At 66.5% G+C, this 25195-nt stretch carries 28 protein-coding genes and 1 tRNA gene; 16 read left to right on the top strand and 13 right to left on the bottom strand.

The window, feature by feature from the left end:
• Nucleotides 1-4: 4 nt before the first annotated feature.
• Nucleotides 5-871 carry a M23 family metallopeptidase gene (locus ACTWPB_RS03770; protein WP_446224335.1) on the bottom strand — a complete coding sequence of 289 codons (867 nt, stop codon included), beginning with the start codon at nt 869-871 and terminating at the stop codon, nt 5-7.
• 267 nt (nt 872-1138) lie between these two features.
• Between ACTWPB_RS03770 and ACTWPB_RS03765 the strand changes: the two genes are divergently transcribed.
• Together ACTWPB_RS03765 and ACTWPB_RS03760 are read left to right on the top strand one after the other, a co-directional pair.
• Nucleotides 1139-2185 (top strand): nitronate monooxygenase, encoded by a 1047-nt coding sequence (locus ACTWPB_RS03765; RefSeq protein WP_446224334.1) that lies wholly within the window; start codon nt 1139-1141, stop codon nt 2183-2185.
• A 71-nt stretch (nt 2186-2256) separates the two neighbouring features.
• Nucleotides 2257-2649: an SCO5389 family protein gene (locus ACTWPB_RS03760; RefSeq protein WP_378915780.1), complete on the top strand. Its 393-nt coding sequence runs from the start codon at nt 2257-2259 to the stop codon at nt 2647-2649.
• A 223-nt stretch (nt 2650-2872) separates the two neighbouring features.
• Here ACTWPB_RS03760 and ACTWPB_RS03755 read toward each other — a convergent pair whose 3' ends face one another.
• Nucleotides 2873-4507: a long-chain fatty acid--CoA ligase gene (locus tag ACTWPB_RS03755; protein WP_446224333.1), complete on the bottom strand. Its 1635-nt coding sequence runs from the start codon at nt 4505-4507 to the stop codon at nt 2873-2875.
• Nucleotides 4508-4618: 111 nt separating this feature from the next.
• Nucleotides 4619-4999, bottom strand: coding sequence for an ArsR/SmtB family transcription factor (locus tag ACTWPB_RS03750; protein ID WP_446224332.1), 381 nt, complete (start codon nt 4997-4999; stop codon nt 4619-4621).
• A 101-nt stretch (nt 5000-5100) separates the two neighbouring features.
• On the opposite strand from ACTWPB_RS03750, the gene ACTWPB_RS03745 reads away from it, so the two are divergent.
• The 6 genes from ACTWPB_RS03745 (at nt 5101) to ACTWPB_RS03720 (ending at nt 11054) form a co-directional block, all read left to right on the top strand.
• On the top strand, nt 5101-6240 hold the full coding sequence (locus tag ACTWPB_RS03745; protein ID WP_446224331.1) for an acyl-CoA dehydrogenase family protein: 1140 nt from the start codon (nt 5101-5103) through the stop codon (nt 6238-6240).
• A 242-nt stretch (nt 6241-6482) separates the two neighbouring features.
• Nucleotides 6483-7253, top strand: coding sequence for a DUF1542 domain-containing protein (locus tag ACTWPB_RS03740; protein ID WP_446224330.1), 771 nt, complete (start codon nt 6483-6485; stop codon nt 7251-7253).
• Between the two features lie 72 nt (nt 7254-7325).
• Nucleotides 7326-7398: transfer RNA gene (locus tag ACTWPB_RS03735), tRNA-Arg, on the top strand.
• Between the two features lie 91 nt (nt 7399-7489).
• Nucleotides 7490-8923 (top strand): RNA-guided endonuclease TnpB family protein, encoded by a 1434-nt coding sequence (locus tag ACTWPB_RS03730; RefSeq protein WP_446224329.1) that lies wholly within the window; start codon nt 7490-7492, stop codon nt 8921-8923.
• A gap of 114 nt (nt 8924-9037) precedes the next feature.
• The gene (locus tag ACTWPB_RS03725; protein ID WP_446224328.1) at nt 9038-9685 is read left to right on the top strand and encodes a Uma2 family endonuclease; all 648 of its coding nucleotides are present in this window, start codon (nt 9038-9040) and stop codon (nt 9683-9685) included.
• Nucleotides 9686-9776: 91 nt separating this feature from the next.
• The gene (locus ACTWPB_RS03720) at nt 9777-11054 is read left to right on the top strand and encodes a saccharopine dehydrogenase family protein (protein ID WP_446224327.1); all 1278 of its coding nucleotides are present in this window, start codon (nt 9777-9779) and stop codon (nt 11052-11054) included.
• Between the two features lie 26 nt (nt 11055-11080).
• Here the strand turns inward: ACTWPB_RS03720 and ACTWPB_RS03715 are convergent, their stop codons facing one another.
• Nucleotides 11081-12736 carry an FAD-binding dehydrogenase gene (locus tag ACTWPB_RS03715; protein ID WP_446224326.1) on the bottom strand — a complete coding sequence of 552 codons (1656 nt, stop codon included), beginning with the start codon at nt 12734-12736 and terminating at the stop codon, nt 11081-11083.
• A 193-nt stretch (nt 12737-12929) separates the two neighbouring features.
• On the opposite strand from ACTWPB_RS03715, the gene ACTWPB_RS03710 reads away from it, so the two are divergent.
• Nucleotides 12930-13640 (top strand): helix-turn-helix domain-containing protein, encoded by a 711-nt coding sequence (locus tag ACTWPB_RS03710; protein WP_446224325.1) that lies wholly within the window; start codon nt 12930-12932, stop codon nt 13638-13640.
• Here ACTWPB_RS03710 and ACTWPB_RS03705 read toward each other — a convergent pair.
• Nucleotides 13622-14197, bottom strand: a complete 576-nt coding sequence (locus ACTWPB_RS03705; protein ID WP_446224324.1) for a dihydrofolate reductase family protein — start codon at nt 14195-14197, stop codon at nt 13622-13624. The genes ACTWPB_RS03710 and ACTWPB_RS03705 overlap by 19 nt on opposite strands.
• Nucleotides 14198-14486: 289 nt before the next feature.
• Between ACTWPB_RS03705 and ACTWPB_RS03700 the strand changes: the two genes are divergently transcribed.
• On the top strand, nt 14487-15071 hold the full coding sequence (locus ACTWPB_RS03700; protein ID WP_446224323.1) for a chloramphenicol phosphotransferase CPT family protein: 585 nt from the start codon (nt 14487-14489) through the stop codon (nt 15069-15071).
• 42 nt (nt 15072-15113) lie between these two features.
• On the opposite strand, the gene ACTWPB_RS03695 is transcribed toward ACTWPB_RS03700, so the two are convergent.
• A complete protein-coding gene (locus tag ACTWPB_RS03695) occupies nt 15114-15443 on the bottom strand; it encodes a hypothetical protein (RefSeq protein ID WP_446224322.1) in 330 nt (109 codons plus the stop codon).
• Nucleotides 15444-15567: 124 nt separating this feature from the next.
• Between ACTWPB_RS03695 and ACTWPB_RS03690 the strand changes: the two genes are divergently transcribed.
• On the top strand, nt 15568-16188 hold the full coding sequence (locus tag ACTWPB_RS03690; RefSeq protein ID WP_446226225.1) for a LysE family translocator: 621 nt from the start codon (nt 15568-15570) through the stop codon (nt 16186-16188).
• Nucleotides 16189-16208: 20 nt separating this feature from the next.
• Here ACTWPB_RS03690 and ACTWPB_RS03685 read toward each other — a convergent pair whose 3' ends face one another.
• The 6 genes from ACTWPB_RS03685 to ACTWPB_RS03660 all read right to left on the bottom strand — a co-directional run bounded on the left by ACTWPB_RS03685 (nt 16209) and on the right by ACTWPB_RS03660 (nt 19696).
• Nucleotides 16209-16376 (bottom strand): DUF4236 domain-containing protein, encoded by a 168-nt coding sequence (locus ACTWPB_RS03685; RefSeq protein ID WP_084472559.1) that lies wholly within the window; start codon nt 16374-16376, stop codon nt 16209-16211.
• Between the two features lie 39 nt (nt 16377-16415).
• Nucleotides 16416-17666 (bottom strand): type II toxin-antitoxin system HipA family toxin, encoded by a 1251-nt coding sequence (locus tag ACTWPB_RS03680; RefSeq protein WP_446224321.1) that lies wholly within the window; start codon nt 17664-17666, stop codon nt 16416-16418.
• Nucleotides 17659-17898, bottom strand: coding sequence for a helix-turn-helix domain-containing protein (locus ACTWPB_RS03675; protein WP_446224320.1), 240 nt, complete (start codon nt 17896-17898; stop codon nt 17659-17661). Before ACTWPB_RS03675 ends, ACTWPB_RS03680 begins: the two co-directional genes overlap by 8 nt.
• 94 nt (nt 17899-17992) lie before the next feature.
• The gene (locus tag ACTWPB_RS03670) at nt 17993-18271 is read right to left on the bottom strand and encodes a hypothetical protein (protein WP_446224319.1); all 279 of its coding nucleotides are present in this window, start codon (nt 18269-18271) and stop codon (nt 17993-17995) included.
• Between the two features lie 121 nt (nt 18272-18392).
• Nucleotides 18393-18830, bottom strand: a complete 438-nt coding sequence (locus ACTWPB_RS03665) for a DUF6194 family protein (protein WP_446224318.1) — start codon at nt 18828-18830, stop codon at nt 18393-18395.
• A gap of 41 nt (nt 18831-18871) precedes the next feature.
• A complete protein-coding gene (locus tag ACTWPB_RS03660) occupies nt 18872-19696 on the bottom strand; it encodes a helix-turn-helix transcriptional regulator (protein WP_446224317.1) in 825 nt (274 codons plus the stop codon).
• A 128-nt stretch (nt 19697-19824) separates the two neighbouring features.
• Here ACTWPB_RS03660 and ACTWPB_RS03655 point away from each other — a divergent pair, with 128 nt between their 5' ends.
• The 4 genes from ACTWPB_RS03655 to ACTWPB_RS03640 all read left to right on the top strand — a co-directional run bounded on the left by ACTWPB_RS03655 (nt 19825) and on the right by ACTWPB_RS03640 (nt 23248).
• A complete protein-coding gene (locus ACTWPB_RS03655; protein ID WP_446224316.1) occupies nt 19825-20286 on the top strand; it encodes a hypothetical protein in 462 nt (153 codons plus the stop codon).
• 104 nt (nt 20287-20390) lie between these two features.
• Nucleotides 20391-21377: an adenylate/guanylate cyclase domain-containing protein gene (locus ACTWPB_RS03650; protein ID WP_446224315.1), complete on the top strand. Its 987-nt coding sequence runs from the start codon at nt 20391-20393 to the stop codon at nt 21375-21377.
• A 79-nt stretch (nt 21378-21456) separates the two neighbouring features.
• On the top strand, nt 21457-22224 hold the full coding sequence (locus ACTWPB_RS03645) for an RluA family pseudouridine synthase (RefSeq protein ID WP_446224314.1): 768 nt from the start codon (nt 21457-21459) through the stop codon (nt 22222-22224).
• Nucleotides 22225-22468: 244 nt separating this feature from the next.
• Nucleotides 22469-23248, top strand: a complete 780-nt coding sequence (locus ACTWPB_RS03640) for a metallophosphoesterase (RefSeq protein ID WP_446224313.1) — start codon at nt 22469-22471, stop codon at nt 23246-23248.
• A 46-nt stretch (nt 23249-23294) separates the two neighbouring features.
• On the opposite strand, the gene ACTWPB_RS03635 is transcribed toward ACTWPB_RS03640, so the two are convergent.
• Nucleotides 23295-24179, bottom strand: coding sequence for a LysR family transcriptional regulator (locus ACTWPB_RS03635; RefSeq protein WP_446224312.1), 885 nt, complete (start codon nt 24177-24179; stop codon nt 23295-23297).
• An 84-nt stretch (nt 24180-24263) separates the two neighbouring features.
• On the opposite strand from ACTWPB_RS03635, the gene ACTWPB_RS03630 reads away from it, so the two are divergent.
• A complete protein-coding gene (locus ACTWPB_RS03630) occupies nt 24264-25184 on the top strand; it encodes a DMT family transporter (protein WP_446224311.1) in 921 nt (306 codons plus the stop codon).
• The last annotated feature ends 11 nt before the right edge of the window (nt 25185-25195 follow it).

Below are 25195 nucleotides of genomic sequence, written 5' to 3'. Positions count from 1 at the left end.
CCGCTCAGTGCGCGGAAGGACCCCACTCCAGCGGCACGCCCTTGGAAGCGAGGTACGGAATCGGGTCCATCTTGCTGCCGCCCTGATCCCAGATCTCGAGGTGCAGATGCGGGCCGGTGGACTGGCCGCGGTTGCCGACGGTCGCGATGACCTGGCCCGCGTTCACCCGCTGGCCCTCGCTGACCAGCATTTCGTTGACGTGGCCGTAGACCCCGGTGGTGCCGTCGTCGTGCAGCACCCGCACCCACAGGCCGAAGCCCGACGCCGGGCCCGCCTCGATCACGGTGCCGTTGGACACGGACTTGATCGGGGCGCCGATCGAGTCGGCGAAGTCGAGGCCGTAGTGCATGGCACCCCAGCGGGCGCCGTAGCCGGAGCTGATCGGGCCCGCGACCGGACGCGCGGACTGCGGCGGCGCGACCTGGTGCTGAATGCCCTGGAGGATGTCCTCGACCTGCGAGAGCGGGCCGGAGATCTCGGGGGGCAGGTTGCCGATGCCGAACGGCGCGGCCACGGGGGCGGCGATCGGCGCGGCGACCGCTACCACCGGCGCGGGGGTCTCGACGTGCGCGGCGACCTGCTGCGCGGCGACGAGGTCGACATCCTGGCGGGCCGACTCGGGGACGACCGATTCCTTGACGCTGTCGTCGTGGGTCGGCAGCAGCGGCGCGGCGAAGGCCAGCGCCGGGGCGATCTGGGCGGTGATGCCGACCAGCGCGCCCGCGGCGACCGCGGCACTGGCGGCGACCCGCACACGATCCGAACGCGACGCTTCGGCGCGGTGCCTGCTCCTGCTCGGGCTCCGGCCATCCGCGTTCGCAAGCAGAGCCTGCACGGAGATGGATTCGGGACCCACACGGTGCTGCGACAAGATCTCGTCCTAGCGTCCGACAACAAGGAAAACGAAACCGGTCTGCGACCGGCCCGGAGACCACTTGCGCGGTCCCCACCGCCGACCCGTGCGTAACGGTTCGGCATACGTTGTGACGCGAACTCTACCCGGCCGTGACCATTCCGCAACCTTCGGTCACGAAATCGCAGGTAGATGACGTGCCGCACAGTAACAATCACCGTGCCCAACCGGTCACACGCGCTGTCACGGGGCCTGAACACGGCCCCGACCGACCAGACTCGACCCATGGTGATCGAGACCTTGACTGTCCCCATCGTTGCCGCGCCCATGGCGGGCGGCCCGTCCACACCCGAGCTGGTGGTCGCCGTGGCGGCCGCGGGCGGGTTCGGACAGCTCGCCGCCGGCTATCTCGGCACCGAGGCGTTGGCAGCGCAGATCGAGGCGACGAGGGCAGCCACCACGGCGCCGTTCGGCGTGAACCTGTTCGCACCGGGAGCGGTGGCCGATCCGGCCGTGTACGCGACCTACCTCGCCGAACTCGGCGCCGAGTTCCCGCTCGGCACCCCCGAGCACGACACCGACGGATGGGCAGGCAAGCTCGATCTCCTCATCGCCGATCCGGTCGCGGTGGTCTCCACGACCTTCGGCTGTCCCACCGCGGTGGAGGTGGACCGGCTGCACGCGGTCGGCTCGGAGGTGTGGGTGACGGTCACCTCGCCCGATGAGGCCCTGATCGCCGTCGACGCCGGCGCCGACGTGCTGATCGCCCAGGGCGCCGAGGCGGGCGGGCATCGCGCGAGCTTCCTCGACGACCCCGCCGACGACCCGACCGACCCACCCGGGCTGCTGACCCTGCTCCAGTTGCTCACCGCGGTCACCTCCCGCCCACTCGTCGCGGCGGGCGGGATCGCCACGGGCGCCGGCGTGGCCGGGGTGCTGGCGGCCGGTGCGTCGGCGGCGCAGATCGGCACCGCGCTGCTGCGCTGCCCGGAAGCAGGCACCAACGCCGTGCATCGGGGTGCGATCGGCACGCCGGAACCGACAATGCTCACGCGCGCGTTCACCGGACGTCGCGCCCGCGGAATCCGTAACCGTTTCCTCGTCGAACACACCGCCGACGCGCCTGCCGCCTACCCCGAAATTCATTACGCCACAGCCCCGTTGCGGGCCGCCGCGCGAGCAGGCGGCAACACCGACGAAGTGAATCTGTGGGCGGGGCAAGCTCATTCACTGAGCACCGGGCAACCGGCAAGCGAACTGGTCGCCGACCTGGCCGCCGACGCGAAAAGCGCACTCCGAAAAGCGCTTTCGGAACGAATCCAGGGTTATTGACAACGGATATCGTTTAGACTCGGTCCTGGCATCGCATCCCGCCGACCACCCCCAAGCAGGAGGAGAGCGCCATGTCCCTCGATGTTCCCGCCGCACTACTCGAACGCGCCGAACAGGGCGATATCGACGACGCCGAATTCGTCGAATGTGTCCGTATCTCACTGCCTTACGCATGGGAGGTGGTGAGCCGGGTCGCGGACGACCTGCGCACCGGCACCGATGAATACGCCGACAACCGGGTGCCGCCGCCGGACGAGGTGGCCCGCGGACAGCTGCTGCGCGCCTTAGCCTCCGACGCCATCCGTGGTGGCCTGGAACGGCATTTCGGTGTGAAACTGGCCTTCCAGAACTGCCATCGGGTCGCGGCCTTCCCGCTGTCGGCCGTCGGCGGGGAGACCTACACCCGCTACATCAGCCCGCGCGCCCAGCTCTTGAACCAGAGCCCCGAATTGCGCAACTGCTGACGTAGAAACGAAAACGGCGGGCGTGGAAGCAAGTCCACGCCCGCCGTTCTGTACTGCGAGCTACGTTTTCGCGGCCCGCCCGATTCTGGACTGACCAGAGGGTGCGACGAAGGAGTGCCCGTCGGGAGGGAAGAATCGGGGCCCGAAGGGCCGCGAACCGCGGCACCAGCCGCCAAAAAGACGGCGGACGTGGAAGTTGTTCCACGTCCGCCGTTTCAGTGCCCTACACCGTGATGACGTCGAGCTCGCCTTCGGCGTACTGGGCGCGCAGGCGCTTCTTGTCGAACTTGCCGACGCTGGTCTTCGGGACCTCGGCGATGAAGGTCCAGCGCTCGGGCAGCTGCCACTTGGCGAACTTGTCGGCCAGGTAGTCGCGCAGTTCGGTGGCCTCGGCGGCAGCGCCTTCGGCCAGCACGATGGCGACCAGCGGGCGCTCGTCCCACTTCTCGTCGGGCACACCGATAACGGCGGCCTCGGCGACGGCCGGGTGGCCCATCACCGAGTTCTCCAGGTCCACCGAGGAGATCCACTCGCCACCGGACTTGATGACGTCCTTGGAGCGGTCGACCAGGGTGAGGTAGCCGTTGGGGCTGATCTTGCCGACATCGCCGGTGCGCAGCCAGCCGTCGTCGAACTTGTCCGGATCGATCTCCGCGCCGGTGGGCGAGTAGTAGGAGCCGGTGATCCACGCGCCGCGGACCTCGAGCTCGCCGAGCGACTCACCGTCGTTCGGGACGACCTTGCCGTCGTCGCCGACCAGCCGGGCCTCGACGTTGGCCGGGAAACGGCCCTGGGTGTAGCGGTACTCCCAGGCTTCGTCATCGCTGACACCGGCGGGCGCGTGCGCGACGCTGCCCAGCGGGGAGGTCTCGGTCATGCCCCACGCGTGCAGGATCCGCACGCCGTGCTTCTCCTCGAACGCGCGCATCATCGCGGGCGGCACCGCGGAACCACCGACGACAGCCGTCCGCAGGTGCGAGATGTCCTGCGGCGCAGCGGAAAGCGCGGCCAGCACGCCACCCCAGATGGTGGGCACCGCGGCGGCGAAGCTCGGCTTCTCGACCGCCATCATCTCCAGCAGCGGGGCGGGCTGCAGGAAACGGTCCGGCATCAGGATGTTCGCGCCCGACATCAGCGCCGCGTACGGCAGGCCCCACGCGTTGGCGTGGAACAGCGGCACAATCGCGAGCACGTAGTCCGAGCCCTGGAAACCCATGCCGTTGGGCGAGTTCACCTGCATGGCGTGCAGCCAGTTGGAGCGGTGCGAGTAGACGACGCCCTTGGGGTCGCCGGTGGTGCCGGAGGTGTAACACATCGCGGCGGCCGAACGCTCGTCGATGACCGGGAAGTCGAAGTCGGCGGACTGGGCGTCGAGCAGCTCGCGGTAGGAGTGCACGGTGACGCCCTCGGGCGCGGTGAGCGCGGCGGCATCGCCGTTGACGACGATCACGTGCTGCACGGTCTTCAGATTCGGCAGGTACTGCGCGAACAGCGGCAGCAGCGTACCGTCGACGAGCACGACCTTGTCCTCGGCATGGTTGGCGACGAAGACGAGCTGCTCGGGGAACAGCCGGATGTTGAGCGCGTGCAGCACCGAGCCCATCGCGGGTACCGCGATGTAGGCGACCATGTGCTCGTTGTTGTTCCACATGAAGGTGCCGACGCGGTCGCCCTCTTCGACGCCGAGCCCACGCAGCGCGTTGGCCAGGCGGGCGGAATCCGCACCGAGCTCGCGGTAGGTCATGGTGCGAACACCGTCACCGGTCCATGTGGACACGGTCGAATCGCCCTGGAAAGTTGCGGCATAGTTGAGCAGTTTGGCCAGTGAGAGCTGGTCGTTCTGCATGGTGCTCAGCATCGGTGCTCCTTCAAGTCCCTGCCGTGGCATGAGCCACGTCACACCGGATGTTACCGAAAGGTTTGCACCTCGCAATCGTTTCCTCCGACAACATTCCTGCAGGTCGGCTGGTCATCGCGAACCAGGTGGCTCCGCGTATGGGGGCTGACCATCAAGTCCCCTATGGTGCGGCGGCACACCGGGACCGGCGTGTTCGGCGTTGTACACGGCGTCGACGACCAGGCTGCGGACGTGGTCGTTGTCGAGGCTGTAGAAGATGGTGGTCCCCTCGCGACGGGTGCGCACGAGCCGGGCCATGCGCAGTTTCGCCAGGTGCTGGGACACCGAGGGGCCCGGCTTGCCGACTCCGCTCGCCAGTTCGTTCACCGAGAGTTCCTGATCGGCCAGCGCCCAGAGGATCTGGACCCTGGTCGGGTCGGCCAGCATGCGGAACACCTCGACGACCAGCCCCACCTGATCTTCGGCAAGAGGCGGACGAGCATCTGCATTCATGCGCAGATAATAGATCCACGGCGGTTGGCCGCTCGGGGCGGACACATCTGGCGATCGGCACCGAGATGGGCGGTGGATGGGCCCGAAGTACTGTGACGAGCATGGCTGTTGACCGGATGTTGCCCACCGACGAGGCGCGTGAACTGATCGCACTGACCCGCGATATCGCCGACAAGGTGCTGGAGCCGCGGGTCGCCGAGAGCGAGAAGACCGGCGTCTTCCCCGACGGTGTTTTCCCCGCGCTCGGCGCGGCCGGGTTGCTCAGCCTGCCGTACCCGGAGGAGTTCGGTGGCGGTGCGCAGCCGTACGAGGTGTACCTGCAGGTGCTCGAGGAAATCGCGAGCCGCTGGGCCGCCGTCGCCGTCGCGGTGAGCGTGCACGGCCTGTCGTGCCATCCGCTGTTCACCTACGGCACCGACGGGCAGAAGCAGCAGTGGCTCGATCGCATGCTGTCGGGCGAAACCATCGGCGCCTACAGCCTTTCCGAGGCGCACGCCGGTTCCGATGCGGCCGCCCTGCGCTGCCGCGCCACCCCCGTCGACGGCGGCTACACCCTCAACGGCACCAAGGCCTGGATCACCAACGGCGGCCGCGCCGACTTCTACACACTGTTCGCCCGCACCGGCGAGGGTTCGCGCGGCATCTCCTGCTTCCTGGTCCCCGCCGACACCGCGGGCCTGAGCTTCGGCAAGCCCGAGGAGAAGATGGGCCTACGCGGCATCCCGACCACCACCGCCGCCTACGACGACGCGTTCCTGCCCACCGAACGTCGGATCGGCGAAGAGGGACAAGGACTTTCGATCGCCTTCAGCGCGCTCGACGCGGGCCGCCTCGGCATCGCCGCCGTCGCCACCGGTGTCGCCCAGCGCGCGCTCGACGAAGCGGTCGCCTACGCCAAGGAACGAGAAGCCTTCGGCCGCAAGATCATCGACCACCAGGGCCTCGGCTTCGTCCTCGCCGACATGGCCGCCGCCGTCGACACCGCCCGCGCCACCTACCTCGACGCGGCCCGCCGCCGCGACGCGGGCCTGCCGTACTCCCGCCAGGCCTCGGTCGCCAAACTGGTCGCCACCGACGCGGCCATGAAGGTGACCACCGACGCGGTCCAGGTCTTCGGCGGCTACGGCTACACCCAGGACTTCCCCGTCGAGCGCTACATGCGCGAAGCCAAAGTCATGCAGATCTTCGAAGGAACCAACCAGATCCAGCGCCTGGTCATCGCCCGCCACCTCGCCGGGTAGAGCTCTGCTATTGGAGCGCTGGCGCGCTCGAGCGGGGCCCTTCGGGCCCCTGATCTTCCCTCCCTCCGGGCACTCCTTCGTCGCACCCTCCACTCAGTCCAGATCAGGGCGGGCCCCTTCGGTAATAACACATCAGGTAGCTAGCAAACCAGCAACGCGCTGATCATCATGAGTTGGCACGTTTGGGCAACCGTTCAGTAAACTGGACAGCATCTCGAGACCTCGACGAAATGAGGCACGTGATGCTGTGGTGGCTGGTCGTGATCGTGATCGTGTGCGTCGGCGCTCTGCTGTACCTGCGCGCCGAACAGAACAAGCGCAATGCGCGCGAACTCGAGGAGGCACAAGCCGACGCGAGGGCGACGATCGAGCGGCTCGGCGGGCAGGTCTACCAGCTCTCCCCGCGCAACGAGGCCGCCCGGCAGGCGCTGGCCGACGCGTCCGAACGGTACAACGCCGCGGGCGGCCAGATCGACCGCGCGAGCTCGCCCGGCCAAGCCCGGCTGGCCAAGCAGTCAGCCCTGGAAGGCCTTTACTACATTCGCGCCGCCCGCACCGCGATGGACATGGACCCCGGCCCCCCGATCCCGGCCATCGACGGCCAGGACATCGCCGGGCAGGTCGACGAGAAGCGCACCATCGCCCACAACGGCCGCCCCATCACCGCGTCCCCCTCCCCCTCCGCGGGCACACCGAACTACTTCCCCGGCGGTCGCGTGGCAGGTCGCCCCGTCCCGGCCGGGTGGTATTCCGAGCCGTGGTGGCGGCCCGCGCTGATCGCCGGAGCCTGGGGTGCCGGCTCCGCCTTGCTGTTCACCACCTTGTTCGCCGGAATGGGCGGGGTGGGCTACAACGCGCAGGCGTTCGAGAACGGCACCGGCGAAGCGGCCATCGACCAGGATCCCGGCTACGACCAGGGCGGATACGACTCCGGCAGTGGATTCGACAGCAACGGCCGATTCGACAGCGGCAGCGGATTCGACAGCGGTGGCGGCGGGTTCGACGCCTTCTGATCCACGCCGACCGGTCCACGCCACCGCGTTCGACCCCGCGCTATACTCACTTCGGCCCGCCGAGGGCCCCCCGCCTTCGTAGCTCAGGGGATAGAGCACCGCTCTCCTAAAGCGGGTGTCGCAGGTTCGAATCCTGCCGAGGGCACTAGCACTGCGAATCCTCCGACCAGCGGATTTGCATATGCGTCATCACCATATTCAGATGATGTCAGTGGCTTGTGTCACACTCGTCCGCGATGAGCCGCCACACGACATTCCGGTACTGCCTCGACCCCACGGTCGAGCAGTCCATCGTGCTCGCCCGGCACGCCGGGGCGGCCCGGTTCGCATTCAACCAAAGCCTGGCCTTCGTGAAAGCCGCGCTCACCACCCGCAAAACCTGCCCCGAACATCGGGTTCCGTGGACCCGGTTCGACCTGATCAACACGTTCAATACCTGGAAGAAGACCGAAGCCGCAGGCCGAATCTTCGCGGTCAACACCGATGGCGGCACCGAAGTGCAGGTCACCGGGTTGGCCTGGCGAACCCAGGTGTACCAGCAAGTCTTCGAGGAAGCCGCCGCCGACTGTGGTCACGCACTGGCCGCGTTCTCCGACTCACGCACCGGTCGACGCGCGGGCAAGCGCGTCGGGTTTCCCCGGTTCAAGAAGAAGGACAAAACGGTCCCGTCATTTCGGATCCGGAACAAGGTCGCGAAAACCGGGCGGGCGATGATCAGGGTCGGTGATACCGAAACCGCACGATCGGTGGCATTGCCCGGGATCGGCACGATCAGGGTTCGCGAAGACACCCGCACGCTGCGCCGGATGCTCGCCAAGGGACGGGCGAAGGTCCTCTACGCCACCGTCTCCTATCGTGCACGGCGGTGGTGGATCAGTCTGGCCACCGAAGCAGCCGAACTCCACCCCGCTCACCATCACCGACCACGCGAACATGACGACGCTGATGGTTGGGTCGGGATCGATCGCGGGTTGAGCGTGTTCGCGGTCGCCGCGACCGCCGACGGAACCCAAGTCGCCCGCGTCGATACCGCCCCTGAACCACTGGTTACCGGGCTGGCCCGGCAACGTCACCTGGCGAAGTCGATGGCACGCAAACAGAAAGGGTCACACAACCATCGACAGGTGGCCACCCGGTTGGCACGCCATCATCATCGAGTCGCGAACATTCGTCGCCATTTCTCCCATCAGGTCGCTAACCAGCTGGTCAAAACCCACGACCGGCTCGTTGTCGAAGACCTGAACGTGGCAGGAATGCTCGGCAACCACCGTTTGGCACGCGCGATCAGCGATGCCGGATGGGCCGACTTCGCCAGGCAATTGACCTACAAGCAAGCATGGCGCGGCGGCACGATCACTGTCGCGGATCGTTGGTATCCGTCGAGCAAACGCTGCTCGGCCTGCGGGACGATCAACCCACCGTTGCCGTTGGCCGATCGCCTGTTCGTCTGCGGGTGTGGTTTTCGCGCCGATCGCGATCACAACGCGGCCATCAACCTCGCCCACTGGCCGACGATTCAACAAGACTTCTCACGATCCCCGGACCCCCGAGGAGGAGGCCGGGTTACCAAAGTCCGCCGACAGGAAGGCGCTGACCGACACTCTGCATGTGTCGGTGAAACCGTCCTGATTGACGCGGGAACCGAGGTTCACACCACATTTGTGGCGTGAATCGACGACGCCCGAGAAGGGCGGTGTCTGAGTTCCAGACATGCTGTAAAGGGTAGGTCGCAGTTCAAATCCTGCCGAGAGCACCAGGTTCGCCAGGCGCGAGGAGGAATAGCGGTGTCGAATCCGTCAACGGAGTTCCCCCCGCTGCCCGAGCGGATGACATGGGCGGAGTTGAGCGCCCTACCACCTGGCCAATCGGAACGTATCGAGCTGGTCAAAGGGCACCCGGTGTGGGTTCGAACCAGTCCGCCGGAGCATCGGCGCTTCGGCACTCGCCTGCGCAACGCGTTGGAGACCGCCGCACGGCGCAGCATGCGGGCCCACCCAGGTGAATGCTGGCAGGTCGACACCGAAACCAATGTCTTCCTGAGTCGCACCAAAGACGACTTCCTCACCCCGGATTTCATGGTCTACCACTGCCCCGACGAACCCTGGACGCCGATTTTCGCCGACGATGTCGTCATCGTCGGCGAAGTACTCTCCCCGTCCAACCACATCGGCCAGATGTTGACGAAACAAGCCCGCTACGCCGAAGCCGGAATCGACGAGTACTGGGAGGTGCTGCTCGATCGGGAAGGCCGCCGCATCGACACCATCTTGACCTACGTCCTGGCGACACCCACCGATCTTCCGGCCGGCGTCACGCCTTTGCGCCCACGCCAGTACGCCCTGGTCAGCGAATGGTCACCGACCGTCCATCCCGAAGTCGAACTGAGCCACCCCTTCCCCCTCGCCCTCAGCTGGGCCGACCTCGAATATTGAGCCGCTCGAGCCGTCGCCCGTCCGAGTAGTCCTCCGATGCTTACCCGAGAACATCGGTGTCGGGTAGCGTGTGTTCCACAGGGGGTCATTGATGCGTGTACTGGTGTTGGGCGGGGCCGGCGAGATCGGCCGAGCTGCGGCGAAAATGCTTGCCACGGCAGAGAATATCGAGCAGATCGTGATCGCCGACCTCGCGGAGACCACGGCTCGTGCGGTCGCCGACGAGCTCGGGCCGGTTGCCGTGGCGCGGCAGATCGACGTCACCGACCGCGACCGGCTGGTGGCGTTGGCGGGCGAGTGTGATGTCGTGGTCAACACCGTCGGCCCCTACTTCCGCTTCGGTCCGGGAATTCTGTCCGCGGTCATCGAGGCCCGGCGCAACTACATCGACGTCTGTGACGATCCGGCGCCTACCGCGACGATGCTGGACATGCACGAACAGGCGGTGGCCAATGGGGTTACCGCGGTGATCGGCATGGGTGCCAGTCCCGGTGTGGCGAATCTGCTGGCCAGCCAGGCGATCGCCGGGCTGGATCGGGTCGAATCCGTGGTCACCGGATGGAATCTGCTGATGGCGCAACCCCGGCAGCGGTCATGGCGGCCGAGCGCGGCGATCGTGCACGGCATCGAGCAGGTGAGCAATCCGATTCCGGTGATCCGCGGGCGCGAGCAGGTACGCGAGAAGCCGCTGCGGAAAACGATGATCGACTACCCGGGGATCGGGCCCGGCGCCGGGTGGACCTTCGGGCATCCCGAGCCGGTCACCCTGGCAAGAACTTTCCCCGAAATCGCCGACTGCGTGAATGTGGCGGTTGCCCCGCCACATGTCATCGCGCCGCTGACCGCCCTCGGCTCGGCGGTCAGGGTTGGGCTGCTGTCGCGCGAGCGCGCCGCGTCGATGGCCGCAGTGGTGGAGAACATGCTGCCGAGCTCACCGATCGCGGCGCTCGACAATGCGGACCTGCCACCGCTGTTCGCGGTAGCGACCGGCACGCTCGATGGCGAACCCGCGACGATCGGATGTGCGTTGGCACAGTTCCCGGGGTTGAGCATGGCCGAGGCCACCGGGATTCCGCTGGCCGTGGGAGCACTGCTGAACGCGGACCATCCGGGTGTGCATCCACCGGAGGCGGTGTTCGAGCCCGGCGCGTTCTTCCGGCGGCTGGCACCGTACTGCCTCGGCAATCCACGCCCCGAATCGATGGTGGTCGTCACGAACAGCCAGTGGCCTTCGGAGGTGAATGCCGCGGCGCTCGACAGCGGCTCGCTGGTGACCGCGTTGTTGCGGTTGCGCAGGGAGTCGGCGATGCGTCCCTCACCGATGACGAGGACACGGCGGTCTTCGAGGGCGAACAAGGTGCCCGAGTAGTCCGGGGCCGGGTCTTTCGGAACCCCTCACAGCCGACCGCTGACCGCCCGACCCGCGGCACGTCCGGAGAAAATGCACCCGCCGAGGAACGTGCCCTCCAACGCGCGGTACCCATGCACTCCACCACCGCCGAACCCTGCGACCTCACCAGCGGCGTATAGGCCCTCGACCACCGTCGCGTCCGGCCGCTGCACCCGCGACGACAGGTCTGTCTCCAAGCCGCCCAACGTCTTTCGGGTGAGCAGGTGCAACCGGACGGCGATCAGCGGGCCTGCCTTGGGATCGAGAAGTTTATGTGGTGCGGCCACCCGAGTGATCTTGTCGGGCAGGTAGGAACGCGCCGCATGGATCGCCGCGATTTGGAGGTCCTTGTTGAACGCGTTGTCGAACTCGCGATCACGCGAGGTCACCTCACGCTTCACACTCGCCACATCGAGCACATCGTCGCCCGACAGTTCGTTCATCCGGCGCACCAGGTCGTCCAGCTTGTCCTCGACTACGAAATCGGCGCCCTTGCGCTTGAACGCCTCGACCGGACCCGGTGCCCCCTTCTTCACCCGTTCCAGCAACAACCTGATGTTGCGGCCGGTCAGGTCAGGGTTCTGCTCCTGCCCGGACAGCGCGAACTCCTTCTCGATGATCTTCTGGTCCAGAACCAGCCAGGTGTGGTCGAAGCCGGTCCGGTTGATGTATCGCATCGAGCCGAGGGTGTCGAAGCCTGGGAACAACGGTGGCGGTAGCCGCGTCCCGGTCGCGTCCAGCCAGAGTGAGGACGGTCCCGGCCCGATCCGGATGCCGTGGTTCGGCCACACCGGGTCGTAGTTGATGATGCCCTCGGTGTAGTGCCACATCCGGTCCCGGTTGTTCACGCTCGCACCCGCGGACTCCGAGATTTCCAGCATCCGCCCGTCCACATGGGCGGGCACACCGGCCAGCATGTGAGCGGGCGCGCGGCCCATGCTCGTCGGCCAATTCTGGCGGATCAGCTCCGGGTTGTGCCCGATGCCGCCGGAGGTGACGATCACGGCCTGCGCGCTGAACTCGAACTCCCCCAACGCTTTCCGAGAAGACTTGACGCCGCGCGCCGCGCCGGAAGGCTCGAGGACGGTGCCGCGCACACCAGTGACCGCGCCGTCGGTGACGACGAGTTCATCGACCTGATGGCGAAATTTGTACTTCACCAAGCCCCGGTCGACGCCGACCCGAACGCGAGACTCGATGATCTCGACGATCCGTGGCCCGGTTCCCCAGGTGATGTGGAAACGTGGCACAGAATTACCCGGCCCATAAGCCCCGTAGCCGCCCCGTTCGGCCCAGGCGACGATCGGAAAAGATTTCCAGCCGCGCGCGGCCAGCCAACCGCGCATCTCACCGGCGGCGAATTCGACATAGGCTTGCGCCCATTGGCGCGGCCACTTGTCCTCGCGCTCGCGGTCGAACCCGGCATTGCCCATCCAGTCTTGCAGTGCCAGGTCGTATGAATCCTTGATACCGACCCTGCGCTGCTCCGGGCTGTTCACCAGAAACAGTCCGCCGAATGACCAAAATGCCTGGCCGCCAAGATTATTGGCGTTCTCCTGCTCGACGAGGAGCACCCGCTTGCCCGCGTCGACCAACTCGGCCGCGGCGACCAATCCGGCGAGTCCGGCTCCGACGACGATGGCGTCAGCAGATTCGGCCATGCGCTCAACGGTAGCTCCGAATTTCAGCCCGGGGAAGACCCCCGCGATCCGGCCCGGTGATCCGCGGATGCGGTCTAACCGCCGGTGTAGTCGACCTGGAGCAGGATGATCGCCCGGATGGGGCGCCGTGAGCGGCCAGGCCCGATCACTCGACAAGGTCGAGTGATCGTCGCGGGCGACTAGGATCGCGGCGGTGGGATTGGTGTTCGAGACCCGGTGGTCGGATTCGCCGTGGGTGGAATCGGTCTGGACCTGCCGCAGTGAGCAGGTCACGGAGATGACTTCCGTGGCATCAGGGACCTGGGGATTGGTGTTCTGGGAGCAGCAGGGTGCGCACTGCGCGGCGGTCACCGGGCCGGAGATTCGTACCGCCACCGCGCCCGTTCCCGAGGGGGCGGACTTCGTCGGCATCCAGTTCGCGGTCGGTACGTCGTTGCGTGCGGTGACCGCGTCGACCCTGGTCGACAGTGGGATCGTCCTGCCCGATGTGACCGATCGAGGTTTCTGGCTGGACGGCGCCCGCTGGGAGACACCCCGCGCCGACGACGCGGAAGCGCTGGTCGAACGGCTTATCGGCAAGGACGTCGTGGTCCGCGATGCCATGGTCGCCGACACGCTGCGTGGCATGGCGCCCGCGATCACCGAGCGCACGCTCGAACGTCGCTTCCGGGCGGCGACCGGCCTCACCCAGGGCGCGGTACGCCAGATCGAGCGCGCGCGCACCGCGGCGGTGCTGCTGAGCACGGGTGAGGCGCCGGGCGATGTCGTCGACAAGCTCGGCTACTACGACGAGCCCCACCTCGCCCGCGCGCTGCGCCGGTTCGTCGGACGGACGTCGCGGCAGCTGCGCGAGGGCGGCAGCGGTGTGATCGCGCTGGATCTCACTCAGCGTACGACGTCGTAGACGAGCTTGGCGATACCATTGGAGTAGGTCGCCGAATCACGCAGGCGCAGTTGCTGCTTGGGTCGATCGGCCCGGCCGAACAGGCTCTTGCCCGCGCCGAGCAGCACCGGGAACACGAGCAAGTTGTATCGATCGATCAGGCCCGCGTCCGAAAGTCGCTCCGCCAGTTCGGCGCTACCGTGGATGTAGATCGGGCCGCCGTCGGTCTGCTTCAGCTTCTCGATGTCCTCGGTCGAGCGCAGGATGGTGATCTCGCCCCATCCGTCGATCAGCGCGTCATCGGTAAGCGACGAGGAGACAACGTATTTGGGCAACTCTTTGTAGGCGGCGTGATCCTCGGAATCGCGCCAGATCGGGGCGAACGCCTCGTAGCTGCGACGCCCGAACATCAGCGCGGTGGTGTCGGCGAGTTCCTCCCCCTTGAGCGAAAACGCCTCCGGCACGAACTCGGTCTCCATCACCCACCCACCACTGCGATGCCCCTCGACCTTCCCGCCGGGCGAGTCCACCACACCATCGAGCGACATGAATCCCGTGTAAACCAGTTCGCGTGCCATCACAATCCTCCTGAGTAGAGCGTCGTCAACTGCCTGCGGTCAGCCTAGGGAACACTGCGCCACCCTGTCTTGGACGAAACCGACATGCACGTTCGGCGCACGATCCTGACCGGACAATCGACGGGCGCCGACCTGAGCCTGCACCGCAGCCCGGCGGATCGAGCACCGGCAGATCGACGCCGCACCCTTTGGCAGATCGACGGGAGAACCTTCGGCAGATCGACGGCTGGAGGTACGATCCACAGTCCGTCATCAGGAGACGGAGCCGCCGTTCTGATTGGCTGGATGAATGCTGGTTTCATGGGGTAGTGCCGAGCAGCCCGGTCAGGTCGTTCTGCTCAATGGGGTGTCGAGTTCGGGCAAGTCCAGCATCGCGCGGCGGCTGCTGATCGACCTCGAACGCCCCTTCTTCCACATGGGCATCGACATGATCGGCGCGATGCGGTCGGAAACGCGCACCCACGAACTCGATTCAGCCGAACTCGCCGATGTGCTGCGGCGCACCCGAGCGGGGTTCCACCGAGCCGTGGCCGCGATGGCCTCGGCCGGCAACGACATCATCATGGATCACGTCCTCAGCGAGCCATGGCGCCTGCGCGACTGCCTGACCGTCATGAACGGCATCGACGTCGTCTTCGTCGGCGTGCACTGCTCACTCGACGAACTACACCGCCGGGAACAGCAACGCGGCGACCGCCCCATCGGCACCGCGGCCAACCAGATCCGCCCCGTCCACGCCCACAAGATCTACGACCTAGAACTCGACACCAGCACCGAAACCATCGAAGACTGCTCCGCCCAGATCACCACATTCCTCAACCGAGGTCCCACAACCCGAGCATTCGATCGCCTTCGCGCTGGGCTGGAGCGTTGATGCGCGTGGAATTATCCGACACTGGTACGGCCGCGCACATCGCTAGCCGTCGACGTCCGCAGCCGCTGCGTGCTTCGCGTGGATAGCGCTGCGGCGTGCGGCAATACGGACCGAACGGCGATCGCGGCTTTCGGCAGTGCGACGGGTGTTCGGCGGTTTGTGTTCGCGGATCGGCTCCGCGGCCTCCGCTCGATCGTCTCCCCCGAGGCGATCACGAACCCGGTTTATCGCGACGGCGACCACGTCCCAGAGGAACGCTGCGATGACGAGCAGGATCAGACCCGCACCTGCGATCGCGAACACAGGCCCAAATACACTCTCTATCAATAACTTCCACACAGACACCAGTGCCCCCAACGCAGGTGCGGCCATGCCGCACTGATCACAACTGGCGAATGCTACAGCCGCTGCGGCCTAACCGCGACCGTTCGAGCCAGCGGAGCAACACGACATCGGGATGAGGGACGTTGGCGAGAGACACTTCGTAGTGATCGACATGCCGGACCTGTTCGTGCCAACCCTTCCGATTTTCCTCGCGTTCCTCGGCGCCGGTCTCGCCATGAATCTCACGCCCGGGCTCGACACGATGTTCGTGATCGGACAGACGATGGAAGGTGGGGTGCGGGCTGGGTGTCGGGCAGCCCTCGGGATCTCTACGGGCTCCGCTTGTCATACGATCTTTGCCGCAGTGGGTATTTCAGCGCTGGTGGCGGCATCGCCGGAGTTGCTGGGTGTGCTGACCTACGCGGGGGCGGCTTATCTGGTGTGGATCGGGGTCGGAATGGTGCGGCGACCCACGGCTGCCGCCCTGCCCGCTGAGACGGGGCCGTCGAACCCGTTCCGGCGCGGCGTGCTGACCAACCTGCTCAACGTGAAAGTCATCCTCTTCTATCTGACTTTCCTGCCGCAGTTTCTCCGCCCGGCGGCCGGACCCGATTGGCAGCAAGTGGTCTTCTACGGCATGACTTTCAACGTCATGGGCACCGCAATACTGCTGGCGGTCGTGGTCGTCAGCAAGAAGCTAGTCGGAAACTCGGACAAACCCGCGGTCATTCTGTCGCGGGTTTGCGGCACCGTCCTCGTCGTGCTGGCGATCGGTATGGCGTTGTCTCGGTGAATGTCACCGGCTGCGCCGGATCAGCGCTGACGCCAGCTCAGGGGGCCGGGGAGGTCGACGCTGTTCTTTCGGGTGCGGGAGTTCCAGGACCATGGGCCGATCTTGATGCCCCAGGATGACAAGCCCGATTGGGTGAAGTTGAACTTCAGCGGTCCGAAGGATTTGCGCTGGCGGAACTTGATGGGCATGAGTGGCCTCCCTGATCGCCACCAGGATAGCCGATCCGGTTATGTCCCACCGGTTTCCGCGGGGTCGCCGGCCCCGCGGCCCGCGATCAGGTTGTCGGCGAATCGGGCGATGTCCGCAGCCAGGGTCGGATGCGCTGACGGGTGCGGCACTTCGGTGGCTACGACATCGGACACGGTGGCGAGGGTGTCGTCGATGATGCGCTCAGCATCGGACAGTCCCCAGGCTTTGCCCTCGGCGATGAGATGGGCTCGTGTGATGGCTCGGTGGCGGTATTCGCGATCGACCGCGAGCGCCATCTCACCGTCGTTGGGCTGGTGCACCTGCGGGACGACGTCGTAGGCGGGAGCTAGGGTTGTCGACCCGTCGAGGTGGTGCAGCAGGGAGATATTCTTCGCGTGCATGTCGAGGTTGCCGAGAGCGACGGACAGCGTTGTCATCCGGAGCAGCCTTTCCATCGACGGTTGATCACCGACAGCTGACAGGACACCGGCGATGCGGCTGGTACTGACTCTGCCGCCGAATTTCTGATATTTCTGGTCCCCGCCCGCACCCAGAACCTGACTGAAGTCTTCTTGATGGATCCGCCCGGACGGGGATTGCGCGGACCGGTCGTACCGCTCGATGACAAGAGCGGGCGTACCGTCGAATTCCCCGATCGCAGTACTGAATTCCGCCAATCCCGCCGCACGGGCGAAGCGCGCACCGTATTCCTCGTCATAGATGGCAGTCGGATGGTCGCGCGCCTCCGGCTTGAGGATATGCGTCGACGGGTAGCCATCGATCACGCGATTCCAGCCGCCCCCGGTGCGCGCGAGGACGATCTTGTCCTGCACGCCAGCCAACGATGTCTTGCCACCGAAAGGCTTGTTGCCCAACGGATTATCCGCGACATTGGCCAGCATGTGCGCCACCTCGGCATCGGATAGTGGCTGCAGCGCAGGTTCTTTCGGCTCCCCGGGTGCTTCCGGGTCCCAGATCTGGAGTGCGCCCGCCACGTCGCGTCCATACCGTCGGAGCAATCCGATCACATCCCGCTCGGACACTCCTGCCTCCGCCGCCATCCGGATCAGCATGCGCCCTTCCGGGAGGATTTCTCGAAAGAAGTTCTGCCGCCTGTCTTTACGAGGTCGAGTGGCGATGGCTGCCAGGGGGATGGACACGGAAAGGATCGCGCTGTCGATTCCGAACTTGTCGACTGCCGCCGGATCCGCGACGAAGTCGAAATTCCGCCAGGTCCCGGTGAGAGTTCCGATGTGGGTGTCGTACAGCTCAACGACCAGGTCAGCCACGGTCGTCCTTCGGCTCGATGGTGGCGGTGAGTTCCATCCCCGTCTCACGCATCATGGCGAAGAGTCGATCCGTGTAGATCGAGGGTTTGCCCGCTTCGATCTCCCAGATGTAGCGCTGAGTGGTGTCGAGGCGCTGGGCGAGCTCACGCTGACTCAATCCGCTCAGCAAACGCGCCTGTTGCAGAATTCGGCCCAGCGATTCCGCGCTTGTCACCTTGCCTGTATAGGCCACGACACCTCCCTGACTACCTTTTAGGAGTCAGAATACCCGACTACCTTTTTGTAGTCATCTTCCTTGACTACGAAAAGGTAGTCGCATAGCACTTCTACGAACCACCCTTATCCGAGCTCCTGCGGCGAGCGATGGCGAACATGGCGAGAGCGGCGGTGATCGCCAGGGCTACGGCAAGGGTCAGCAGGATCACCGGGGCGGTGGCCATCGCGTCGGTTCGGCCCGCGCCGCTGCGGCGGATCAACAGGGCGGCGATCAGGGGGCCGAGCATTCCCAGGGCCGCGGCTGTCAACAGCAATCCGCCGGTGATCAATTCGACCGGGCCGAGCCTGGCGTTGGCCAGCGACCGCACGGGCCTGGAATGTACTGACATGACCTCCCCTTCCGTTGGTATCTGAAAAGGTACCGCACCGAATGGAACAAATCCTCGTGATGCGCGAGACCGCCACGAACCTGCCATCAGCAAATAGTCAGCGACCTTTCGATTCACCGTGCTATTCGCCCGCGCGTCGCTCGGCTCGAGTGCGTGCCCGGTCGTGGGCCTCGCGCAACATCTCGCGGACCTTCGCGTCGGTGGCCTCACCCGGATCGACCACCGCGAGCCAGTTCGCGGCAGCGTAGAGGGGGTGGGCGACGACGGTGTCATCGAGGCTCGCGTCGGTCGGGGCCGCCGCTTCGGTGAAGGTCGCCTTGCTCACGGAGATATTGACGCGGAACCTGCCGGGACGGTTCAGGTCGGAGGTCTCGTCGCCGGGGTAGTCCTTGGTCACGATGGTGGCGAAGGGCTGACCGGCGGGCACGACACCGTCGGGGGCGTAGTAGAAGAAGGTGTCGCCCCAGGCGATCTCGGGCGCTTCACTGCCTTCGGTGGGCCGCTGCGCCAGCACTGCGCCGAGGCCGGTCACGTATTCGGTGATTTCCTCGATTGTCATGCTTCGAGCGTCTCATCCAGGTGCGACCCGATCCAACCCGATCAGTGAACGCCGACCAGTTCCCGCGCACACAGCGCACTGACAGCGTCGCTCGCGCTCGATCCCGGAACCACCGTGTACACCACCAGCAGCTGATCCTGGTCGCCTGGCAAGTTCAATGTCTCGTATCCGAACTCGATCCGGCCGACCACAGGATGCTGAATCAGCCTGTCGCCGTGCGAATTACCCGCCGGAGGCTGGATCGACCAGATGCGGTGGAACACCGGGTTACCGGCGGTGAGCTCGTCGATGAGCGAGGTCAGCCGGCGATCACGCGGGCAGCGGGTCACCTGGCGGCGGAGGTAGGCGGCGGTCTCCGCGGCAACCGGTTCCCAGTCGGGATAGAAGATGCCCGCGGCGGGGTGCAGGACCGTGAAGCGCGCCAGATTACGTTCGGATTCGGCGATGGACTCGAAACCGAACACCTTGTCGCCCATGGCATTCCAGGCAAGTACTTCCATGTAACGCCCGAGTACGAACGTCGGCGTGCTGATCGAGTCGAGCAGCAGTCGGGTGCCGGGGCGAATCGTCGGAGAGTAGTTGCAGTCGGGGTCGGCGGGGCGGACCAGTGTGTAGAAGTGGTCGCGCTCGGCAGCGTCGAGGCGCAGGGCGCGGGCAACGGAGTCGAGCACCGAATCGGGGAATTCCGCACCGCGACCCCGCTCCAGCCGGGTGTAGTAATCCACGCTCATCCCGGCCAGCTGGGCGACTTCCTCGCGTCGCAAGCCAACCATCCGGCGACGACCGTATTCGCTCAGTCCGACGGCGGCGGGTTGGATGCGGGCGCGCCGGGTGCGGAGGAATTCGCCGAGAGCGGGGGACGACATGGCAGCCAGCGTAGAGGTAGCTGCGGGCCCGCGCGCATCGCCTGGCCCGAAGAAATAGTTCGATCGGTTAACGAGGTGCGTCAGGGCGGCGAAATACCAGGTACACCACGTCGAGGGAGGACGTCGAAGTGTTGATTCGATCCACATTCACCATCCTGTCCGGGGCCGCGCTGGCCGCCGGGTTCCTGGCCGCCGGACCGGCCGCCGCCCAATCAGGACTCGGCGACCCGCCGGTCGACCCCGTCGAATATCAGGTTCCCGAACCCGAATACGCGGGCAGCGTCTTCTTCACCACGCCCGACGGACGGCACTGCGCCATCTACTGGAACAACGGTCCCGCCGGGTGCGACGCGGTCCCGATCGACGCGCCCGCAGGCACCGACCAGCTCCGGGTCGGGATGCTCGAAGCGGCGCACTTCGTCGACGCCGACAGGCCGATCTTCACCCACCCAGCCGCGAAGGTGCTCCCCGAAGGTCACCGGATCACGCGGGAGAACACCACCTGCGGCATCGGTTACCAGGGAACGGTGAGCTGCGAGGCCGGCGAGCACGGCTTCACCCTGTCGGCCACCTACAGCGTGCTGCGCTGAGGCGTTTTCAGCTGCTCGATCACCGCGGTGATGCTTATGAACGTTGCCAATGCGGGGGAACAAGGACGGCGCTCGCGCGCGCGGCACAGTCGTACAGTTTGAGTATGCCGGAGCCCGAGATGACCGAGTTGGTGCAGCGCAGCGTCGAGGAGTCGCTGCTCGGTGGCCCGCGACGATATACGCGCACGCAGGTGGCCGAGCTGTCGGGAGTGCCCGAGGCGGAGTCGCGGCGGTTGTGGACAGCACTGGGGTTTCCGGCCAATGATGACGCCGAGGTCGACTACACGCAGATCGATATCACCGCGGTCACCAACTTTCGGAGCATGAAAGTTGTTGCCGCGTCCAATATTCGGCAGCAGGCCGCGGCCGCGCGGACGATCGGCCAGGGCATGGCGCGACTGGCGGAGTGGCAGGCCGATCTGGTGCTGGCCGAGATCAAGGTGCGCGCCGCCGCGGCCGATCCCGCGGTTCCCTTGGAGGAACGGATAAGGGCCGCAACGGAATCCACGATGGCCGGCATCGATCAGCTGCAGTCGTATGTCTGGCGCAGGCACCTGGCGGCCGCGGTCGCCAGGTCGAGCGAGGCGCGGGGCGACAGTTCGATGCGGACACTGGCGGTGGGATTCGCCGATATGGTCGGCTTCACCCGGCTCACCAGGCACTTACACCCCGACGAATTGTCCACGCTGCTAGAGGCTTTCGAGTCCACCACCACCTCGGCGATCACCGACAACGGTGGCTGGGTGATCAAGAACGTCGGCGACGAGGTGATGTTCGCCGCCGAGACCGCGGCCGCCGCCGCCCGCATCGCGCTGGCCATCCAGGAGTCGACCATGCTCGTGGGCGGCACCCCGGAACTGCGCGTCGCCTTCGCCTACGGCGAGGTGCTGCAACGCTTCGGCGACCTCTACGGCTCGGTGGTCAATATCGCCGCCCGCCTCACCGGCGTCGCCCGACCGGGCAACATCCTCATCGACGATGCCGCGGCGGACGAACTCGAGAACAACCCCGATTTCGCCATCCGGCACCTGCGCAGCGTGCGCGTGCGCGGATTCAACCGGCTGCGCCCCCACCGCCTGCGGCAGGCATGATCGCGACGTGCGAAGTTCCGCCGCGGCCCGCTGACCAGCCGTCGAGCGGAGTGGGCACACCGTTGCCTAGGGTGTTGTAGTGGACTTGGATTGGCGCAGTGTGCGCGAGGATTACACCGTGTTCGCCGATGACGCGGTGCTCGCGTTGAACAAGCCGTCGGGAATCTCGGTGACCGGGGAACGCCACGACACCGATCTGGTGGAGCTGGCGCAGGCGGCGGGGACACAGTTGTATCCGGTGCACCGGATCGACAAGGTGACATCCGGGCTGGTGCTGCTGGCTACCGATCTGGCCGCGCACGGACCGTTGACCCGGCAGTTCAACAATCAGACCGCCCGCAAGGCGTATCTGGCGATCGTGACGGGCGCCGACCTGCCCGATCGTGGCGAGATCGATCTGCCGCTGAGTGTGGGGCGCAAGAATCGGGTGCGTATCGCGGCGCCGCGGGAGGCGATCAAACGCGCGGGTGATCGGTGGTTCATCGACGAGGCGGATCTGCTGCCCGCGAAGAACTATCCGTCGCGGACCTTGTTCAGCACCGTCGCCCGGCACGGCGAGCACGCGCTGCTCGCGCTGCGGCCGGTGACCGGGCGCCGTCATCAGATTCGCGTGCAGCTGGCCTGGATCGGCCACCCGATCCTGGGCGACCCGCTGTTCGACCGCACCGCCACGCTCCCCCGCACCCACCTGCACTCCTGGAAGCTCGGCCTCGCCGCCGACTGGCTGACTCCGCCGGTCCTCGACCTCGAAGCCACCCCAGGACCCGACTTCTGGGAGCCGTTCACCAGCGACCCCGACGAGGGTGCGCGACTTCTCCACACCGCCGCACAGCTGATCTCCGACTGAAACACGACTTGCGCTCGGCTCGGCGCCCACTCGGGTAAGCGACCGAGAATTCCCATGGTGCGGGCCAGGGTGTCCACGACCTCGCAGCGGTGACGAGCGACACAGACCACCTCGTGGGTTTCGACCCGTGGCACGGCTCATGAAGACGGATAAACGCAGGTCATCTAGCCTGGAGAGGTGCCGATGAGTGATACCGGCACACTCTGACGCAACGGAGCGATCCCAGAGAAGAAAGCGACTGCCGATGATCCTGGCGGCTCAGCTCAGCGATACCCACTTCGACCTCAGCGCGCGCAATACCGAACGGGTAGAGGCGGTGATGGGCTATCTGGCGGACCTGCCGCGCAAGCCCGACGTCATCCTCGTGACCGGCGATATCACCGATTCCGGCAGGCCGGAGCAGTACCAGCAGGCGCGGCTCGCCCTGCGAGCCGACATTCCCGTGTACCTGCTGCCCGGCAACCACGACGACCGCGCGAACTTCCGCACCGCGCTGCTGGGCGAGCCCGCCTCGACCACTCCCATCAACAGCGTCCACCAGGTCGGCGCGCTCACCGTCGTCATGCTCGACTCGAGCATCCCCGGTGAATCGGCTGGTCTGCTGGGTGAGGACACCTTCGACTGGCTGCGCGCGACGCTTGCCCAGGCGCCCGACGGCCCGATCCTGATCGCGCTGCACCACCCGCCCAAGCAGGTGTTCAGTCCCGTCGTCGACGTCATCGCGCTCGCCGACCCAGGTCGGCTGGCCGCCGTCGTCGCGGGCGATCCGCGGATTGTCGGCATCCTCACCGGTCACGCCCACTCGCCCATCGCGACGATCTTCGCGGGCAAACCCATGATCACCTGCCCCAGCACAGCTTCCGTCCTGGGCAGCGAATGGGAAGTGACGCCACCCCACCGCGTCATGGACTATGCCCCCGACCCCGCCATCGCCCTCCACGTCATCGATGAGAACTTCGGCCTCACAACACATTTCCGCACCGTGGCGATGGGCGGCTGGCTGGCCGAGCCCCCACTCGCCTGATCGCTCGCCGACGGTCGCGAGGCATCCGGGTTGCCTGGTCTCGCGACTAGCCCGCGGCAGCCCGCAGTAACTCCATCGTCCGGATGACGACCGGGTTGTACGACTCGGAGTCCTTGATGTGGGCACAGATCGTGCGACGCGGCGTGGGGTTGGTGAGCTCGAGTGCGCGAGAACCGGGCGGCAGATCCGTGGCGCCGAGCCGAGGGACAACGGTGATGCCGACACCGCGCGCCACGAATCGCAGCGCCGAAGGGTAGTCGGTGGTTTCCACCACGAACCGAGGGGTGAAACCTGCTGCGGCGCAGGCATTCAGCATGGCCTGTCTGCATGGTCCGTGGCTGGTGTCGTTGTCGATCCAGCGGTACTGCTCGAGTTCGGCTACCTCGACGGTGGTGTGGGCCGCGAGTTCGTGGTCGGCGGGGACAACGGCTACGTAGGACTCGGTCATCAGGTCGTGGTGGGTGTAGCCGACGACGTGGGTGGGTTTGCCGAGGCGCACCGTGAGGGCGATGTCGGGTCGGTTGTCCGAGACCGCGGCCAGCTCGTCGATGATCCGGAGCCGGACCCTGGTGTCGGGGAATTCGTGGGTGAGGGTGGCGACCACGTCGGGCATCCAGTGGGTGCCCGCCGAGCTGAACGAGTTGATCGTGATCCGGGCGGCCTTGCCCGCCCGCAGGTCCGACACCGTCGACCCGAGCGCGGTCAACTCGTCGAGCACCTTGGCGGCCTCGCCCGCGATCACCCGCCCCGCCGGGGTCGGCTCCACGCCGCGACCCACCCGTTCCAGCAGCCGCAAACCGGTTTCGCGCTGGAGCGCGGCGAGGTGCTGGGAGATCGCCGACGGCGAGTAGCCCAGCGTCGACGCCGCCGCGGCCACCGAGCCGGTCGCGACCACGGAGCGGAAGATCATCAAGCGGTGCGTGTCGATCATGCGAGCTCCTCACTTCAGTATTACTGAATAATAGATGGCGAATACCCGCTTGTGCTTATCTCTCAGGTGTTCCACCGTGGAGGCATGAAGTCGCGCCTGCCCGCTCTCGCCCTGGTCGCTGTGATGCTGGCCTGGGCATCGTCGTTCGTGATCATCCGCGGCATCGCGCCGTATGTCTCGCCCGCGGCGATGGCATCAGGGCGACTCCTCGTCGGCGCGATCGTGCTGGTGCTGGTGCTGGCCTTTCGCGGCGGCCGGCTGCCGCGCGGCCTGGCGCTGTGGCTCACGATGGCCTACGGCGCGCTGTGGTTCGGGCTGTACACGGTGCTGGTGAACGCCGCCGAACAGCATCTCGACGCGGGCACCACCGCACTATTGGTGAATATCGCGCCCATCGTGGTCGCGGTGCTCGCGGGGTTGTTCCTGAACGAAGGCTTCCCGCCGCTGCTCGTCGTCGGGATCGCCGTCAGCTTCAGCGGCGCCGCGATCATCGCCTTCAGCGGGCCAGGGCAGCGCGACCGCGTCGGCGTCGCACTCGCGGTGGCAGCCGCCCTGCTCTACGGGATCAGCGTGGTGGCGCAGAAGCTCGTACTGCGGTCCACCGACCCGCTGACCGCGACGACCCTCGGTGCGGTGGCCGGTGCCGTCGTTCTCCTGCCGTGGGCACCGAAAATGGCACACGAGCTGGCCCGAGCCCCTCTCTCCGCCACCGTCGGCGTCGTCTACCTGGGCTTGGTCTCGACCGCCCTTGCCTTCCTGCTCTGGGCTTACGCCCTGGCCCACACCCCGGCGGGCGTCACGGCCTCATCGAGCTACGCCGTCCCCGCACTCGCAATCGTCATGTCGTGGATCTTCCTCGCCGAGGTTCCCGGTCTCACCGCGCTACTCGGTGGCGCACTGTGCCTGTCCGGCGTCGCAATCGCACGCTTGCGGCCGAGCATGTTCCATCGGCGCGCACAGACCGCCCCCACGCCCCGGGACGGCTCAGCCCCGGCGTATCGGTAGCTGACCGCTGC

Source organism: Nocardia sp. IBHARD005, from assembly GCF_052814245.1.
This window is presented reverse-complemented; position numbering and strand designations above follow the sequence as displayed.